A 16,746-nucleotide genomic window follows, 5' to 3' on the forward strand; every position below is an offset into this window, starting at 1 on the left:
TGAGCAAACCACTTAGTATTGGCAAATAGGCGCCCATAAGCTGCCAGCTCGAAGCCCAGCCAATGCAGGAACCACAGAACCAGGACCAAGGATGCGGAGTATGGCGAAACAGAAGTGCCAGGGACGTAGCGGCTTCGAGGTCCGGCCGGACCCCGAATGAAAGACCAGGACCAGAACAGGCCCTAGATAAGAAAGAGTGAAGCCAAGCCAAGGAAGATAAAGAAACCACCACTGTCAGTCACAGCAGTAATCATCACGCTTGCGCCCAACGCAGGGTCGCGCCCCATGCGCACCAAGGTCATTGGAATCAGCACGCCCATCAAGGCAGCCAGCAACAAGTTCAGGGTCATTGCAGCCGTCATCACTATGCCCAGCGAATAACTGTCATAGAGAATCCACGCCACGATACCAATCACCCCGCCCCAGACCACACCATTGATCAGCGACACGGCCAACTCTTTACGCAGCAAGCGTGAGGTATTGCCAGTGCTGACCTGGTCCAGCGCCATGGCCCGCACAATCATGGTGATGGTTTGGTTCCCAGAGTTACCGCCGATACCCGCAACAATCGGCATCAATGCCGCCAGCGCCACAAGCTTCTCAATGGAACCTTCAAAAAGACCGATAACCCGAGACGCCATAAAAGCAGTAATCAGGTTGATCGCCAGCCATGCCCAACGGTTGCGCAGTGATTTCCAAACCGAGGCAAAGATATCTTCCTCTTCTCGCAGACCCGCCATGTTGAGGACTTCGCTTTCGCTTTCCTCACGGATCAGGTCGACCATTTCATCGATGGTCAAACGGCCAATCAGCTTGCCGTTCTTATCCACCACCGGGGTCGAAATAAGGTCGTAACGTTCAAATGCTTGCGCGGCATCATAGGCATCTTCGTCCGGGTGAAAGCTCACCGGGTCCGTCGCCATTACGTCACGAACTATTTTTTCCGGGTCATTGACCAGCAAACGCTTAACCGGCAAAACACCTTTGAGCACACCGTCGTGGTCGACTACGAATAGTTTATCGGTGTGCCCTGGCAGTTCTTTCAGGCGGCGCAGGTAACGCAAAACAACTTCAAGGGACACGTCCTCACGGATAGTCACCATCTCGAAGTCCATCAACGCACCGACTTGCTCCTCTTCATAGGACAAAGCGGAGCGTACGCGCTCACGCTGTTGTGCATCGAGGGTTTCCATCAGCTCGTGAACGATGTCACGCGGCAACTCAGAGGCCAGGTCAGCCAGTTCGTCGGCGTCCATCTCCATTGCCGCTGCAAGGATCTCGTGATCCTCCATGTCTGCGAGCAAGGTTTCACGAACCGCGTCAGACACTTCAAGGAGGATATCGCCGTCACGCTCGGCTTTCACCAACTGCCAAATGGTCAGACGGTCCGGCAGCGGCAAGGCTTCAAGGATGTGAGCAACGTCAGCCGAGTGCAACTCATCGAGTTTACGCTGGAGCTCTGCGAGGTTTTGCCGGTGTACCAGGTTTTCAACCAGGTCCCGGTGATGGCCTTCTTGGCGATGCGCCAGGTCTTCAACAAGCTTTTGCTTATGCAACAGCTCAACCACCTGAGCCAGGCGATCCTGCAGGCTTTCTTGTGGCTTTTTAGCTTCTACTTCAGTCATGTGGCGCACTCCATCCCCAGCGACGGTGCACGCCAAAGGGGATCAATCAGTCAGTCCGTGATTGCACAATCGAAATTCGGTGTAACTACTGGGTAAGTCCATGGTGGTATTCCACAAGCCTCGGCGAGGCTGACGCAACGATGATAACACTGCTAAGACGCATTGCACGTTACAAAAGTTTCCAAGAACAAATGGTTACAGGGAAAACCTCAAGACGGCTAAAGCTCGTCAACATGTATCCAATCACCCCCACTAAACCTGCATCGCCCGCTTCTGACTCACCCGCCCTGCCCATTCGTTAGGCTGCCGAGCCGAGCCTTGTTCAGGGTAAATAGCATAGGCCCAGCAATGCGACGCACGACCTGCCCAGCAAGGCACTAGCAGGACCAAACAACCCAGCAATTCACGCGCATTGCGCGCCGTCAAGGAGGACGACCCCATGCGCTACCTGGCAACCTTAGCTCTGTGCACACTGCTTACACCGCCACCGGGTATTTTTGCAGCCACTGTTTTTCGCTGCGAGGACGCCCAAGGCAATCTAACCTTCACCAGCCATGGCTGCCCTACTGATCATAGGCAACAGCGCGAGAACCCGCGAAATTTGACCCCGAGCAGTGGCGCTCCAACTCCAATGGCAACGCCTAAACCCCGCCACGAACCAAGCCAAGCACCGGCAACGGTTGTAGGTGAGCGCCAAGACGGTTGCGGTAATCGCGTAACAGGCCGTCAGCGGCGCAGTGCGATCATAAAAAAACAGATACTGGCCGGAATGACCCAGACCGATGTAGAAAGCGCGCTGGGCTCGCCTAACAGGGTTGCTCGCAGCAATGGCCGGGTCACGTACTACTATCAGGATTTACAGGGCAACAAGAGCAAAGTCAGCTTCGATCAAGCCGGCTGCGTCAGCGGTCGGTAAATGTGCGGCAAGCGCCGACCTTTAAACCCGACTCGGCTGGGTGAACCAAAAAACACGCGCAACAAAAAAGGGCCTGCATCGCTGCAGGCCCTTTTCTTTACCGCTATATGGTGCACTCAGGAGGATTCGAACCTCCGACCGCTCGGTTCGTAGCCGAGTACTCTATCCAGCTGAGCTATGAGTGCATTTAGTGCTTTTTTAGACCAGTTCACCTCTGGTTAAACTAGGCGTCTTACTCAAGCAAGACGTCTATGAATATGGTGCACTCAGGAGGATTCGAACCTCCGACCGCTCGGTTCGTAGCCGAGTACTCTATCCAGCTGAGCTATGAGTGCACTAAAGCGTGCGCATTATAGGGAATCTACAACTTATTTCAACCGCTAAATTTAATAATTTCAACAACTTATCAAACCAACGATGACCAACCCTATACTGCAAAATATGGCGGAGAAGGGGGGATTCGAACCCCCGACACCCTTTTGAGATGTACTCCCTTAGCAGGGGAGCGCCTTCGGCCACTCGGCCACCTCTCCGCAACACGGGGCGCATGATAACCATGTTTTCCCCGTTTGCAAAGCCAAAATTTCAATTAAATTAATGGCTTGGTTCTTCGTCTTTCTCTTTTTGGATTCGCTGGTAAATTTCTTCCCGGTGCACGGCTACTTCTTTAGGGGCGTTAACCCCAATGCGCACCTGATTACCTTTGACGCCAAGTACGGTGACGGTGACTTCATCACCCACCATTAGGGTCTCTCCGACCCTACGAGTCAGAATCAGCATTCCTTTCACCTCATGGAAATTTAACGGGACAACAGTCTGCAAATATAAAATGGTGTCGGCGACTACGAATTACAAGTAAAGCCTTCACCCAAGTATTGACCAGTAATGCAGGAAAGAAAGTTCCTGCCCTCGCGGTCAAAAAAGACAAAAGGCGCTGGTTTTACGCAGCGCCTTTTGAATAGTGCAATTTAGTCGCCCTGGCGAGCCGGGGCATCTAAATCAAAAGCTGTGTGCAATGCACGTACCGCCAACTCCAGATACTTCTCTTCGATGACGACTGACACCTTGATCTCAGAAGTCGAAATCATCTGGATGTTGATATTTTCTTTGGCCAAGGCCTCAAACATCTGGCTGGCAACCCCCGCATGCGAACGCATACCCACGCCAACGATCGAAACCTTGGCGATGTTGGTGTCACCCACCACCTCACGCGCCCCAAGTTCACGAGAAGTGTTTTCCAACACCTGCTGAGCACTTTGATAATCGTTGCGGTGAACAGTGAACGTAAAGTCGGTGGTGTTATCGTGCGCAATGTTCTGCACGATCATATCCACTTCAATGTTTGCCGCACTGATCGGCCCGAGAATCTTGAAAGCAACGCCCGGAACATCCGGTACTCCACGGATTGTCAGCTTGGCTTCGTCGCGGTTGAAAGCGATGCCGGAGATGATCGGCTGTTCCATGGTTTCCTCTTCATCAATGGTAATGAGGGTGCCTGGCCCCTCTTGAAAGCTGTGCAGAACGCGCAGCGGAACGTTGTACTTGCCCGCGAACTCAACGGCGCGAATCTGCAGCACCTTTGAACCCAAGCTGGCCATTTCAAGCATTTCTTCAAAGGTAATCTTGTCCAGACGCTGAGCCTTGGCGACAACCCTTGGGTCGGTGGTGTAAACACCATCAACATCGGTGTAGATCTGGCATTCGTCAGCTTTCAGCGCTGCAGCCAAGGCCACACCTGTGGTGTCCGAACCGCCACGACCCAAAGTCGTGATGTTGCCGTGCTCATCCACACCCTGGAAACCAGCAACCACAACCACACGCCCTTCTTTCAAGTCTGTGCGCAACTTGTGGTCGTCGATCTGTAGAATTCGCGCTTTATTATGCGCGCTATCGGTCAAGATTCGTACCTGATTACCGGTGTACGAAATGGCCGGAACGCCGCGCTTAATCAAGGCCATAGCTAACAGGGCAATAGTCACCTGCTCACCGGTTGAAACCATGACATCCAGCTCACGCGGAACCGGCTGATCGCCAATCTGCTTGGCCAGTTCAATCAGGCGATTGGTTTCGCCGCTCATGGCGGAAACCACGACAACTATGTCATCACCGCGTTCGCGGAATTTCTTAACCTTCTCCGCAACCTGTTCGATACGCTCGACAGTGCCGACGGAGGTGCCTCCAAACTTCTGTACGATCAAAGCCATTTCAATGCCGCCTAAGCCCGCGAGGGGCGCCCATTAAACTTGTAACAGCCCGCCAGCATTGGACGGGCATAACTCGTAACGTTACAGACCTTGTTCGACAAAGGTTGCCGCAAGGGCCAATGCCGCATCCACAGCGCCAGCGTCTACACCGCCGCCTTGCGCCATATCTGGACGACCACCGCCCTTACCGCCTACGGCCGCTGCCGCTTGTTTCATCAGGTCACCTGCCTTGAGTTTGGCGGTCAGATCCTGAGTTACACCCGCGACCAGTACCACTTTGTCGTCGAGCACCCCGCCGAGCAGGATCACTGCACTGCCGAGCTTATTCTTGAGCTGGTCAACCATCGCCAGCAAGGCCTTACCATCAAGACCGTCTACGCGAGCGCCAAGTACCTTGACGCCTTTAATTTCGACTGCAGAACCTGCCAAGTCGTTACCGGCGGCGCTGGCGGCCTTAGCCTTGAGCTGCTCCAGCTCCTTTTCTAGCTGACGGTTACGCTCGATCACGCCCGACAATTTGTCCAACAGGTTCTCGCGGCTGCCTTTAACCAGCGCTGCGGCTTCTTTTAACTGTTCTTCGGCGCCATTGAGGTAAGCCAGTGCCTGCGCACCCGTGACCGCTTCTATACGACGAACCCCGGCCGCAACTCCTGCTTCACTGGTGATTTTGAATAAACCAATGTCACCGGTTCGGGAAACGTGGGTACCACCACACAGCTCAACCGAGAAACCGCCGCCCATGGTCAGCACGCGTACATCATCGCCATACTTCTCACCAAATAAGGCCATGGCGCCTTTGGCTTTAGCGGTTTCGATATCTGTCTCGTCCGTTTCAACTTCAGTGTTCTTGCGCACTTCAGCGTTGACGATATCTTCCAGCTCACGAAGCTGTTCTGGCTTGATGGCCTCAAAGTGGCTGAAGTCGAAGCGCAGACGCTGACTGTCAACCAAGGAGCCCTTCTGGGTCACGTGATCACCCAACACTTGGCGCAATGCGGCGTGCAGCAAGTGAGTCGCGGAGTGGTTCAGCGCAGTGGCTTGACGCACATCCGCACAGACTTCGGCCTTAACCGAAGCGCCCACCGCGAGGCTGCCTTGAGTAATGATGCCGTGATGCAAAAATGCACCGCCTGCTTTGGTGGTGTCGCGCACATCAAAGCGCACACCGGCACCTTCCAGATAACCACTGTCGCCAATTTGCCCACCGGACTCCGCGTAGAAAGGCGTTTGATCAAGTACAACCACACCCTCTTCACCCATCGCCAGCGTGTCGACAGCTTGGCCATCCTTGAACAGCGCGATAATTTCGCCGCTGCCTGAGGTGGCATCGTAGCCAAGGAAGCGAGTATCGCTATCAACCTTGACCACACTGTTGTAATCCATACCAAAGGAACTGGCTGAACGCGCGCGCTCACGCTGCGCCTGCATTTCACGTTCAAAGCCATCTTCGTCGATGGTCAGCTCGCGCTCACGGGCAATGTCAGCAGTCAGGTCCACCGGAAAACCAAAGGTGTCATACAGCTTGAACACCACATCACCCGGAATCACAGAGCCTTTCAACTCAAGCAGATCCTGCTCAAGGATTCTCAGGCCCTGCTCCAAGGTTTTAGCAAACTGCTCTTCTTCTGTTTTCAGCACGCGCTCAATGTGTGCCTGCTGCTGTTTCAGCTCAGGGAAGGCATCACCCATCTCAGCCACCAGCGCAGCAACGATTTGGTAGAAGAAGCTGCCTTTGGCGCCCAGCTTGTTGCCATGACGGCAAGCCCGACGAACGATGCGGCGCAGTACATAGCCGCGACCTTCATTGGACGGGGTAATGCCGTCGGCAATCAGGAAGCCACATGAGCGAATGTGGTCAGCCACAACCTTGAGCGACGCCTGGCCATCGTTAGTGCAACCAATAGCCTTGGCCGAGGCATCGAGCAGGCTCTGGAACAGGTCGATGTCATAGTTCGAATTGACATGCTGCAATACCGCACTGATGCGCTCGAGGCCCATACCGGTATCTACACTTGGCGCTGGCAGCGGATGCATGACGCCGTCTGCTGTGCGATTGAACTGCATGAAGACGTTATTCCAGATCTCGATATAACGGTCGCCATCTTCTTCAGGCGAGCCCGGAGGACCACCCCAGATATGCTCGCCGTGGTCGAAGAAAATCTCGGTGCAGGGCCCACAAGGGCCAGTATCGCCCATGGCCCAGAAGTTATCCGAGGCGTATGGCGCACCTTTATTATCGCCAATGCGGATCATCCGCTCAGGGGGAACACCGACCTGCTGCGTCCAGATATCGAATGCTTCGTCATCGCTGGCGTAGACCGTGACCCAGAGTTTTTCCTTGGGCAGGTTCAGCCATTGATCAGAGGTCAGAAATTCCCAAGCGTAATGAATAGCATCACGCTTGAAATAGTCGCCAAAGCTGAAGTTACCCAGCATCTCAAAGAAGGTGTGGTGACGCGCGGTGTAACCGACGTTTTCCAAATCGTTGTGCTTGCCGCCTGCACGCACGCATTTCTGACTGGTGGTAGCGCGGGTGTAGGCACGCTTTTCCAGACCGAGAAAGCAATCTTTGAACTGATTCATACCCGCGTTGGTGAACAGCAGGGTTGGGTCATTGCCCGGAATCAGTGAGCTTGAGGCAACACGGGTGTGCCCCTTCTCTTCGAAGAAGCGGAGGAAGGCTTCACGGATTTCTGCGCTTTTCATAGACTTTTCCACGGAATTAGGCGGTTTTGCATAGATTTCAAAGCGTGCAAGGCGGCGGCCTAAATCAGCCAAAACAGCTCAAGCACACTCATTACATAGGTAAACACGCGCTCCAGAACAGGTAAAAGGCGCCCATTTTAGCGCAGGCGCACAAATGCCGGAGTCACGGCAAAGGGCCGCATTATATAGGGCCTGAGCAATCGGTACAGCGTTTGTGCGATAAAGGTCAAGATTGTTTGAAATCAGCAAAGCCTTTCAGCACTTCCTCGATGGCCTGCGCACTGACGTCCATATGCGTCACCATGCGCAAACGAGGGGCCGCCGTGAGCTTGATCCCACGCTCAGCGAAAAAGTTTTTTAGCGCATTCGCCTGCTCACCCACTTGCGCGTAAACCATATTGGTTTGCACCGGCTCCACGCTGTAACCCAATGCGCGCAAGCCTTCACCGAGTGCCTGGGCATTGGCATGGTCATGCGCCAAACGCTCAACCTGATGCTCCAACGCATACAGACCCGCCGCTGCGAGCAGCCCGGCCTGACGCATACCGCCGCCGACCATTTTGCGCAGGCGCCGCGCCTTACTGATGAATTCAGCCGAGCCGCAGAGTACGGAGCCTACTGGAGCGCCAAGGCCTTTGGACAAGCACACCGATACCGAATCAAAGTGACGGGTGATTTCCAGCGGCTCGACACCTAGCTTGACCGCGGCGTTATACAGACGGGCACCGTCCAGATGCAGGCCAAGGCCATGCTTGTGAGTAAATTCACGAGCCTCGGCCAGATACGCCAAGGGTAAGACTTTGCCCTGCATGGTGTTTTCCAGCGCCAGCAAACGGGTGCGGGCGAAGTGAAAATCATCCATTTTGATTGCGGCTGCCACCTTGGCCAGATCCAGCGAGCCATCGGCTTCCCCTTCAATGGGTTGTGGCTGAATTGAGCCCAGCACCGCTGCGCCGCCGCCTTCATATTTATAGGTGTGCGCCTGCTGACCGACGATGTATTCATCGCCACGCTGACAATGAGCCATCAAGCCAAGCAAGTTACTCATGGTTCCGGTGGGCACAAACAGGCCGCTGGCAAAACCGAGTTTGTCAGCCAGATACACCTCAAGGCGAGTGACTGTTGGATCTTCACCATAAACATCATCGCCCAACTCCGCCGCCTGCATCGCCTCACGCATGCCGCTGGTTGGCAAAGTGACGGTGTCGCTACGCAGATCGATAATGGGCATGACGAGACTTTCCTTTAGGGCTAAAGCGACCATGCTAAAGGCTGGCCGCACGACTCACAAGGTACAGTTACAGGGCATTACAGCACGGGGCGGATGGCGTTTATTCATCCACGCTCGCGGGCTGCAAATATCCCAAGGGTGTATTCAACCATGAGCCGTTCACGCTTTGATCAGGGTCGATACGCTGCGCGTTTTCGAACCTATGCCAAGTCGGCGCCATCGCAGGGCACGATCAAAATGCCCGCACGCAGACCATTCTTCACCGTTGGTTGGGGGAAAATGATCCGCTCACCCTGCTCAATGATCCACTGCACATCCCCAGCATCTTCAGCGAGCAAGTAACCCGCTGGTAACTCCGTGAAGTTCTCGATATCAGCCGGCAAATGCATGGCAAAGGCATCGCTGTGCTTGATCACTTCGCGGGCCACGGTAAAGACCTGCAACCCATCGAGCCCTGCAGCTTCCTGCTCGGGCTCTTGGCCCTCGATAATCTGCTGTATGCGCGTCTCTAGCAGGTCGAGATTAACCAACTGATTCTCACCAAAGGCCCGCGCCTTGCCTAACTCCAGAGTGAATGCTTCCGCGTTGAGGGTTTCGTAGGTGAAGGCACTGAAGGTGATTGAACGCTTGCTTTGCAGGAGCACTGCATCAATCCCGCCAGCATTTAAACGCTCCAGCTCGCGCCGCGAATGGGCGCGCCCTTCGATCCAGGGGTACATGGCGAATTGCTCAATTTTTGAGCCGCGAATGGCCGTGTGCAGATCGTAATGCAGTCGCGAACGCTCAGGCTCGCGAAAAAATGCGCTGGCCAGATGCTCAAGCTCGCTGGCACGAATGGCCTCAAAGCCTTCCGCTTGCTCGTGGCGACCATTGAACAGCCGATTGAGGTCTTGCTCTATATAGCGCTCACCCCGACGTATCGCTTGAGGGTTGCCAAATAGAATCAGCATGCGCACCCGCGGTTTGATTTCGCTGCGGGCAATGCCGTGAAGCAGTCGGTCGAGCAATTCGATGGGTGCGGTTTCATTGCCGTGAACACCGGCAGACAACAGCAGGTCGAGGCCGCTGTCTTTACCCGCCGGCGGCGTGATCTCCATCGCGCCCTCGGCCAACCACCGCAAACGCGTGCCTTCGGCCGTTACCTGGATCTTCGTTGCAGGCTCGCGCCCGGCCAACGTCAGTTCAAGCAATTTTCCCAGGGCAAGCATATAGAACTCCGATGTTTTGCCGACATTACTTCAGCCTAGGCCGAAGACAGCTATAGGTTCGCCGTACACTCCGCCCCGCCAGGCATGAGCGCAAGATCAATGATTGCAGTCAGGACCATGAACATGGCCGCCCTGAACGTCATCGTCCAGATCAGCGCTTTCCATTTCCAGCTCAAGGCTAACCAAGTTGGTGGCCAATGGACGCAGCAGCAAGTTGGCATATTCGGTGTCGCCTTCAGCCACATCGACACCGATCATCAATTGGTTATTACCGACTTGCTGAATCCACACCTCTTTACCCTGCCAGATCACAGCAAAGCGCGTGCAGGAGGTTTCCAGCTGGGTGCCATCTGTGTCTTCGAGAATCAGTTGCAGGGCATCATTGGACATGGTCAAAACTCTCTTTAAGCAAGTTGGAAGGAATACACTGAGCCTAGTTTAAGGATCTGCGTCAGTTCATCCAATGCCGTACGGCATTCAATTAGCAATTGTGGGTCAGCCAGATCGGTTTCGCTCAAGCGGTCACGGTAGTGTTTATCAACCCAGACATTCAGCGTGTCATACAAACTCGGGCTCATGATCACGCCCTGATTGACCGCCTGCAGTTCATGGTCTTTCAACGCCACACGCAAGCGCAGGCACGCCGGGCCGCCACCGTTTTGCATGCTTTGCTTGAGGTCAAACACCTTAACTTCACGGATCGGGCCGTTGCCACGGGTCAATTGCTGCAGGTAATTCCAGACATTGGCATTGTTGCGGCACTCCTCCGGGACAATCAGCAACATACCGCCATCAGAGCGGCTCAGCAGTTGGCTGTTGAACAGATAGGACTTCACGGCATCATCAACGGTGACCGCATCACGTGGTACGCACACCGGTTTGAAATCAGCACCACGGCGCGCCAGCTTGTCGGCAAGCTCCGCCAGCACGGTGTCAGTATCGAGAAAGGCGTCCTGGTGATAGAACAGCACCTCGCCATTACCGACGGAAATCACGTCGTTATGGAACACACCCTGATCAATCACTGCCGGGGTTTGCTGGGCGTAGACCACACCGTCATCACTCAAACCATGCAAACGGGCAATCGCCTGCGACGCTTCAAGGGTTTGCCGGGCCGGGTAGTTTTGCGGCGCAGGGAAACGGCTATCAAAGGCGCTGCGTCCGAAAACAAAGAACTCAACACCCGCGTCGCCGTACCCTTTGCAAAAGCGCGTGTGGTTAGCGGCGCCTTCATCGCCAAACTGAGCTACGGCCGGCAATGCCGCATGATGAGCGAAGTGCTGCTGATCAACGAACATGCCCGCCAGAATACGACTGGTTGTCGGGTGTTCGATTGAACGGTGGAACTTGCAATTGAGGTTGGCTGCGGTGAAGTGCACCCGCCCATCCGCCGTATCGGCACTTGGGCTGACCGTGCAGGCATTGGCGGTCCACATACTCGATGCCGAACAGCTGGCGACCAATAACGGCATGGCTTCCTTAGCGGCGCGACTGATCACTTGCGCATCCGTGCCGGAAAACCCGATAGCCCGCAGCACATTGACGTCGGGGCGCTCTTGCGGGGCGAGCACGCCCTGCTTGACCCCCATGTCCATCAACGCTTTCATTTTGGTCAGGCCCTGCTTGGCTGCCTCTTTCGGGCTTGAACTAGCTTGACTGTTACTTTGCGAGGCGACGTTGCCATAAGACAATCCGCCGTAGTTGTGCGTTGGTCCAACCAAACCATCAAAGTTCACTTCAAACGCATTGCTCACAGGCTTACTCCCGGCGTCAGGCTAGCAGGCAAACTCAGGGTTTCAGTTTCCAGCGAAGCCACTGGATAGGCGCAATAGTCAGCCGCGTAATACGCGCTGGCACGGTGATTACCCGAGGCGCCAACACCACCAAAGGGTGCAGTGCTTGCAGCACCGGTCAGCTGTTTGTTCCAGTTGACGATACCGGCGCGGCTTTCCAGCCAGAACTGCTGATAACGCGCTTTCGAGTCAGACAACAAACCGGCCGCCAAACCAAAGGCGGTGTTGTTCGCCTCCCGAATGGCATCGGCAAATTGGTCGTAGCGAATCACTTGCAGCAGCGGGCCGAAAAACTCTTCATCAGCTCGATCAGCCACTGCGCTGACATCGATAATGCCCGGGGTGAGCAAGGCTGCCGTCGCCGACGGCTGAGTCATTTCCAGCAATGCTGTGGCGCCGCTAGCCAATAATTGCTGCTGGGCCTCGATCAAATGCTGCGCAGCGGCCAGAGAAATTACCGAGCCCATAAATGGCGATGGCTGGGCGTCAAAGGCACCGACTTTAATAGTCGCCGTCACACTGACCAATCGCGCCAGCAAGGCATCGCCCCACGCACCTTGCGGCACCAGCAAACGCCGCGCACAGGTGCAACGCTGACCTGCCGAGATAAACGCCGACTGGATAATGGTGTACACCGCAGCATCAACATCAGCCACTTGATCAACCACCAGCGGGTTATTGCCACCCATTTCCAGCGCTAGAATCTTGTCCGGGCGACCTGCAAATTGGTTGTGCAGCAGGTTGCCGGTGCGGCTCGAACCGGTGAAAAACAGGCCATCGATGCCATTATCGGCAGCCAAGGCGACGCCGGTTTCACGGGCGCCTTGCACCAGGTTGAGTACACCGGACGGCAATCCGGCTTCGACCCAGCACTTAACCGTAATTTCAGCGACTTTAGGTGTTAACTCACTGGGTTTAAACACCACGGCGTTGCCTGCCAACAAGGCCGGCACGATGTGGCCATTGGGCAAGTGGCCGGGGAAATTGTAAGGACCAAACACGGCGACGACACCATGGGGCTTGTGCCGCAAGACCGCGGTCGCATCAGCCAAAGGGCCGCTCTTTTCGCCAGTTCGCTCGCGATAGCTTTGCACTGAGATGGCCACTTTATTGACCATGCTGCTGGCTTCGGTTGCTGACTCCCACAATGGCTTGCCTGTTTCTTCACCTATAGCCTGCGCCAGCTCATCAGCATACTGCTTGAGGGTGGCGGCAAAAGCTTCGAGCACTTCAATACGTTGATCAAGGCTGCGTAGCGCCCAGGCAGGGAATGCAGCACGAGCGGCTTCAACCGCAGAACGGACCTGTTCAGCACTGGCTTCACGCCCTTCCCAGAGCACTTCCTGAGTCACCGGATTCAGCGATTGAAACGCCGCGCCTTGCCCGTCCTGCCAACGCCCTGCAATGTAATGAGTGCTCATGTTGTTTTACCACTCCCAGCAATTCTCGCGACCCGACGAAACACCGGACGCATGATTCGTATTAACCCGGCTTAACCGCGCGCCGACAAACTGACCGCCCGCACCTGATCGCCCGCTGTCAATTGCAAACGCTTGGCCGTTTTCGCATCGACCACCAAGGTGCCTGCCGCCAAACGCGCCGGCGCTGCAGTAATGCGACAGTTCTCACGCTTGCGGTTATGCATCACAAAAGGGCTTGCATCGTCGCCCGGCGTGCCGATTGCCAGCACCAGCGTCTGGCTGTCACGCACCGCGCGGATCTTCTGTGTTTCGGCCTCAATCGCCGGTCCTGCATCGAAAATATCGACGTAGCCCTGATAGCTGAAGCCTTCACCCTTGAGCATGGTTAGCGCCGGCTCGGTATCGGGATGAACACGGGCGATACTGTTGCGCGCATCCTCGGAAAGGAAGCAGGTGTACAGCGGAAACTTGGGCATCAGTTCGGCGATAAACGACTTATTGCCCACACCGGTGAGGTAGTCCGCCTGGCTGAATTCCATCTTAAAAAAATGCCGACCAAGGCTCTCCCAGAAAGGTGAGCGCCCCTGCTCATCGGACATCCCACGCATTTCAGCCATGACTTTGTCGCCAAACAGCTCAGGAAACTCGGCGATAAACATAAAGCGGGCTTTTGAAAGCATGCGCCCGTTGATACCTGTGCGGTGATCTGCCCGCAAGAACAGCGAGCACAGTTCCGAGTTACCGGTCAGGTCATTGGCCAGAAACAGCGTTGGGATCTGACGGTGAATATTCAGCTCTTGCGAGGCACTGACCGTCAGACCGACCCGATAGTTGTACCAGGGTTCACGCAGGCCCACGGCGCCGGCGATGGCGGAAATACCGACCACTTCACCGTCATCGTTTTCGAGCACAAACAGGTAATCGGCATCTGCCCGCTCGGCTTCGCCACGGAAAGTTTTTTCAGCCCAGCCAACCCGATGCGCCAAGCGCTCTTCGTTGGCCGGCAACGTGGTTAGACCGGCGCCGGTGCTGCGCGCCAGATCAATAAGAGCCGCGAGATCGGCACTGCGTACGGGACGAACGATCATGCTGACTCCTTAAATCGCGACCAGACGGACGCTGACACCTTCACCGACACCCAAGGCCTCGGCGGTTTGCAGATCCAAGGTAACCGGACGACCCGGCACCCAATCCAGTTCAACAACGATGGCGCGAAAATCCTGCAACTGGCCATTACTGACCAAATACATTCGCCCGCCGCCTTGTACGTGCTCACCCAGCAACACCGGCACCACCCTGCTCTGGGCGATGGTGCGTATGCCTGAGGTGCGAGCGTGCAATGTTGGACCACCGTCGAAAATGTCAATGTAGTGATCTGTCTCAAAGCCTTCGCGCATCAAAATGTCGAAGGTGATTTGCGCACGCGGATGCACCTGTCCCATGGCTTCTTGAGCGGTGTCAGGCAATAACGGCACATAGATTGGGTAATGCGGCATCAGTTCGGCCAGGAAGGTGCGGCTCTTCAAGCCACACAGGCGCTCGGCCTCGGCGTAGTTCATGTCGAAAAAGTTCCGGCCAACAGCGTCCCAGAAGGGCGAATCACCGGACTCATCACTGTGGCCAACAATCTCGACCACCACCGCATCCGCAAAGCGCTCAGGGTGGGTGGCGACAAACAGCAAACGGGCCCGGGAATTAAGCTCGGCGAACACCGTGCTGACCAACGGCCGCTCAACATAAAAGCTGGTCAGCAGGCTGTTGCCGGTGAGGTCATGACACAAGGACAGCACATGGGTTTTATTGTGGATCTTCAACTCACGGGAGTTGTGCACAAAGGTTTCGTTGCGAAAGCTGTAAAAGGGTTCGGAATAGCCGGTCGATGCCATTATCCCCGAGCAGCCCACCAAGCGGCCCGTCTCGGTGTCTTCGAGGACAAAGAAATAGCTTTCTTCACCGTTAAAGCTGACCTCAGCCGCGAATGAGGCTTCAGATGCCTCGATCTTATCGCTAAGGCGGCCAACGTCGTCCGGCAGTGAAGTCACACCAACCGGGCTGTCCGCGGCTAGACGCTGGACTTCCGCAAGGTCAGCCATTTGCGCGGGGCGCATCACCAGCATGGTGTCACTCCTTTAAAGAAAAGCCCCGGCGCACTCGCGCAGAGTAAGCCGGAGAAAACTGCAGCCAGGGGCTACAGCACACAAGATCGTTCATCCATGGAATAACTCAGGCTATCCACAGGGCCTGAGGGTATTGCTGCGGCGGAACAACAGCGCGACGCTTGGGCAGACCAGCGAACCGGTTTGTCCAAGCGTGCAATCAGGCTTGAGTCAATGTAGCCACTGCACGCTCAAAACGAGCCAGACCTTCGTCGATGTCAGCATCTTCGACCACCAGACTCGGCGCGAACCGCACTACGTCCGGGCCCGCTTGCAGGACCATCAGATTCTCAGCGGCAGCCGCCTCAAGAATGGTTTTGGCTTTGCCCTTCCACGCGTCGCTGAGCGCGCAACCAATCAACAGGCCCATGCCACGTACTTCAGTGAACACACCATACTGCTGGCCAATCTGTTCAAGCCTGGTTTTGAAATGTTGATGCTTGCTGTGCACACCGGCCAAAACTTCAGGGGTGTTGATGGTGTCGAGAACTGCCTCTGCCACTGCGCATGCCAGCGGATTACCGCCGTATGTTGTGCCATGGGTGCCCACTGCAAGATGCTTGGCCAATTCGTTAGTGGTCAGCATAGCCCCGATCGGAAAGCCGCCGCCCAGGCCCTTGGCACTGGACAGAATGTCGGGGGTCACACCGTAGTGCTGGTAGGCAAACAGCGAACCGCTGCGGCCCATACCGCTTTGCACTTCATCGAAAACCAGCAGCGCATTGTGCTTGTCGCACAGCTCACGGGCGCCTTGCAGGTAAGCCAGATCAGCGGGAACCACACCGCCCTCGCCCTGAATCGGTTCAAGTACCACGGCGCAGGTTTTGCCCGAAACAGCCGCTTTCAGCGCGTCGAGGTCGTTGTACGGAATGTGGCTGATGCCTTTGATCTTGGGACCAAAACCATCGGAATACTTAGGCTGACCGCCAACGCTTACGGTGAACAACGTGCGACCGTGGAAGCTGTTAACCGCCGCGATGATTTCATATTTGTCTTCACCGAACTTATCAAACGCGACACGACGGGCCAGCTTGAAGGCGGCCTCGTTGGCTTCGGCGCCCGAGTTGCAGAAGAACACACGCTCAGCAAAGGTTGCGTCAATCAGCTTTTTCGCCAGGCGCAGCGCAGGCTCGTTGGTGAACACGTTTGAAACGTGCCACAAGGTGTTGGCCTGATCAGTCAATGCCTTGACCAGTGCCGGATGCGCATGGCCCAAGACGTTTACCGCGATGCCGCCAGAGAAGTCGATCAGCTCACGACCGCTCTGATCCCAGACTCGCGAACCTTCACCGCGCACGGGGATAAAAGCAGCGGGTGCATAGTTTGGAACCATAACCTGATCGAAATCGGCGCGTTGCACCGGGTCGTGCTGAACAGACATCTGAACTCTCCTGACAAGGAAACACCTGCTTTTAGTAGCAGACGATGAGAAGGATTGTAGGGATTGCAATAAGGATGGCATTGCTGGCATGCGACAACTTCTTAT

13 protein-coding genes and 3 tRNA genes are annotated in these 16,746 nt (G+C 55.6%); 1 reads left to right on the plus strand and 15 read right to left on the minus strand.

Annotated elements, in window-relative coordinates; all coding sequences use genetic code 11:
• Positions 1-182 precede the first annotated feature (182 nt).
• Positions 183-1,625, minus strand: coding sequence for a magnesium transporter (mgtE, locus tag AACY09_RS02710; RefSeq protein WP_339485911.1), 1,443 nt, complete (start codon positions 1,623-1,625; stop codon positions 183-185).
• A gap of 439 nt (positions 1,626-2,064) precedes the next feature.
• Here mgtE and AACY09_RS02715 point away from each other — a divergent pair, with 439 nt between their 5' ends.
• Positions 2,065-2,541: a DUF4124 domain-containing protein gene (locus tag AACY09_RS02715; protein ID WP_339485912.1), complete on the plus strand. Its 477-nt coding sequence runs from the start codon at positions 2,065-2,067 to the stop codon at positions 2,539-2,541.
• Between the two features lie 108 nt (positions 2,542-2,649).
• On the opposite strand, the gene AACY09_RS02720 is transcribed toward AACY09_RS02715, so the two are convergent.
• The 14 genes from AACY09_RS02720 to AACY09_RS02785 form a co-directional block, all read right to left on the minus strand.
• Positions 2,650-2,726: transfer RNA gene (locus AACY09_RS02720), tRNA-Arg, on the minus strand.
• A 73-nt stretch (positions 2,727-2,799) separates the two neighbouring features.
• Positions 2,800-2,876 (minus strand) — tRNA-Arg (locus tag AACY09_RS02725).
• 107 nt (positions 2,877-2,983) lie between these two features.
• Positions 2,984-3,074: transfer RNA gene (locus tag AACY09_RS02730), tRNA-Ser, on the minus strand.
• 61 nt (positions 3,075-3,135) lie between these two features.
• Positions 3,136-3,321, minus strand: coding sequence for a carbon storage regulator CsrA (csrA, locus tag AACY09_RS02735; RefSeq protein WP_010490393.1), 186 nt, complete (start codon positions 3,319-3,321; stop codon positions 3,136-3,138).
• A 188-nt stretch (positions 3,322-3,509) separates the two neighbouring features.
• Complete coding sequence (locus AACY09_RS02740; protein ID WP_339485914.1) at positions 3,510-4,745, minus strand: aspartate kinase; 1,236 nt, start codon at positions 4,743-4,745, stop codon at positions 3,510-3,512.
• 81 nt (positions 4,746-4,826) lie between these two features.
• A complete protein-coding gene (gene alaS, locus AACY09_RS02745; protein ID WP_339485915.1) occupies positions 4,827-7,451 on the minus strand; it encodes an alanine--tRNA ligase in 2,625 nt (874 codons plus the stop codon).
• Between the two features lie 226 nt (positions 7,452-7,677).
• Positions 7,678-8,682: a low-specificity L-threonine aldolase gene (gene ltaE, locus AACY09_RS02750; protein ID WP_339485916.1), complete on the minus strand. Its 1,005-nt coding sequence runs from the start codon at positions 8,680-8,682 to the stop codon at positions 7,678-7,680.
• A gap of 200 nt (positions 8,683-8,882) precedes the next feature.
• On the minus strand, positions 8,883-9,890 hold the full coding sequence (gene astE / locus AACY09_RS02755; protein WP_339485917.1) for a succinylglutamate desuccinylase: 1,008 nt from the start codon (positions 9,888-9,890) through the stop codon (positions 8,883-8,885).
• A 96-nt stretch (positions 9,891-9,986) separates the two neighbouring features.
• Positions 9,987-10,280, minus strand: coding sequence for a topoisomerase II (locus AACY09_RS02760; RefSeq protein WP_339485918.1), 294 nt, complete (start codon positions 10,278-10,280; stop codon positions 9,987-9,989).
• Between the two features lie 14 nt (positions 10,281-10,294).
• Positions 10,295-11,644 carry an N-succinylarginine dihydrolase gene (gene astB / locus AACY09_RS02765; RefSeq protein ID WP_339485919.1) on the minus strand — a complete coding sequence of 450 codons (1,350 nt, stop codon included), beginning with the start codon at positions 11,642-11,644 and terminating at the stop codon, positions 10,295-10,297.
• The gene (gene astD / locus AACY09_RS02770; protein WP_339485920.1) at positions 11,641-13,104 is read right to left on the minus strand and encodes a succinylglutamate-semialdehyde dehydrogenase; all 1,464 of its coding nucleotides are present in this window, start codon (positions 13,102-13,104) and stop codon (positions 11,641-11,643) included. Before astD ends, astB begins: the two co-directional genes overlap by 4 nt.
• 71 nt (positions 13,105-13,175) lie before the next feature.
• Positions 13,176-14,192: an arginine N-succinyltransferase gene (gene astA / locus AACY09_RS02775; RefSeq protein ID WP_339485921.1), complete on the minus strand. Its 1,017-nt coding sequence runs from the start codon at positions 14,190-14,192 to the stop codon at positions 13,176-13,178.
• A gap of 9 nt (positions 14,193-14,201) precedes the next feature.
• On the minus strand, positions 14,202-15,221 hold the full coding sequence (gene aruF / locus AACY09_RS02780; RefSeq protein WP_339485923.1) for an arginine/ornithine succinyltransferase subunit alpha: 1,020 nt from the start codon (positions 15,219-15,221) through the stop codon (positions 14,202-14,204).
• A gap of 199 nt (positions 15,222-15,420) precedes the next feature.
• Complete coding sequence (locus tag AACY09_RS02785) at positions 15,421-16,641, minus strand: aspartate aminotransferase family protein (protein WP_339485925.1); 1,221 nt, start codon at positions 16,639-16,641, stop codon at positions 15,421-15,423.
• Positions 16,642-16,746: the final 105 nt, after the last annotated feature.

Origin of the sequence: Pseudomonas sp. EL_65y_Pfl2_R95, from assembly GCF_963971045.1 — a bacterium.
GTDB lineage: Bacteria > Pseudomonadota > Gammaproteobacteria > Pseudomonadales > Pseudomonadaceae > Aquipseudomonas.

What these genes read in the sequence shown, in the direction of transcription:
- astA (WP_339485921.1), bottom strand. Translation starts at nt 14,192, where the DNA reads ATGATCGTTCGTCCCGTACGCAGTGCCGATCTCGCGGCTCTTATTGAT.
- csrA (WP_010490393.1), bottom strand. Translation starts at nt 3,321, where the DNA reads ATGCTGATTCTGACTCGTAGGGTCGGAGAGACCCTAATGGTGGGTGAT.
- mgtE (WP_339485911.1), bottom strand. Translation starts at nt 1,625, where the DNA reads ATGACTGAAGTAGAAGCTAAAAAGCCACAAGAAAGCCTGCAGGATCGC.
- AACY09_RS02760 (WP_339485918.1), bottom strand. Translation starts at nt 10,280, where the DNA reads ATGTCCAATGATGCCCTGCAACTGATTCTCGAAGACACAGATGGCACC.
- AACY09_RS02715 (WP_339485912.1), top strand. Translation starts at nt 2,065, where the DNA reads ATGCGCTACCTGGCAACCTTAGCTCTGTGCACACTGCTTACACCGCCA.
- alaS (WP_339485915.1), bottom strand. Translation starts at nt 7,451, where the DNA reads ATGAAAAGCGCAGAAATCCGTGAAGCCTTCCTCCGCTTCTTCGAAGAG.
- astD (WP_339485920.1), bottom strand. Translation starts at nt 13,104, where the DNA reads ATGAGCACTCATTACATTGCAGGGCGTTGGCAGGACGGGCAAGGCGCG.
- AACY09_RS02740 (WP_339485914.1), bottom strand. Translation starts at nt 4,745, where the DNA reads ATGGCTTTGATCGTACAGAAGTTTGGAGGCACCTCCGTCGGCACTGTC.
- ltaE (WP_339485916.1), bottom strand. Translation starts at nt 8,682, where the DNA reads ATGCCCATTATCGATCTGCGTAGCGACACCGTCACTTTGCCAACCAGC.
- AACY09_RS02785 (WP_339485925.1), bottom strand. Translation starts at nt 16,641, where the DNA reads ATGTCTGTTCAGCACGACCCGGTGCAACGCGCCGATTTCGATCAGGTT.
- astE (WP_339485917.1), bottom strand. Translation starts at nt 9,890, where the DNA reads ATGCTTGCCCTGGGAAAATTGCTTGAACTGACGTTGGCCGGGCGCGAG.
- aruF (WP_339485923.1), bottom strand. Translation starts at nt 15,221, where the DNA reads ATGCTGGTGATGCGCCCCGCGCAAATGGCTGACCTTGCGGAAGTCCAG.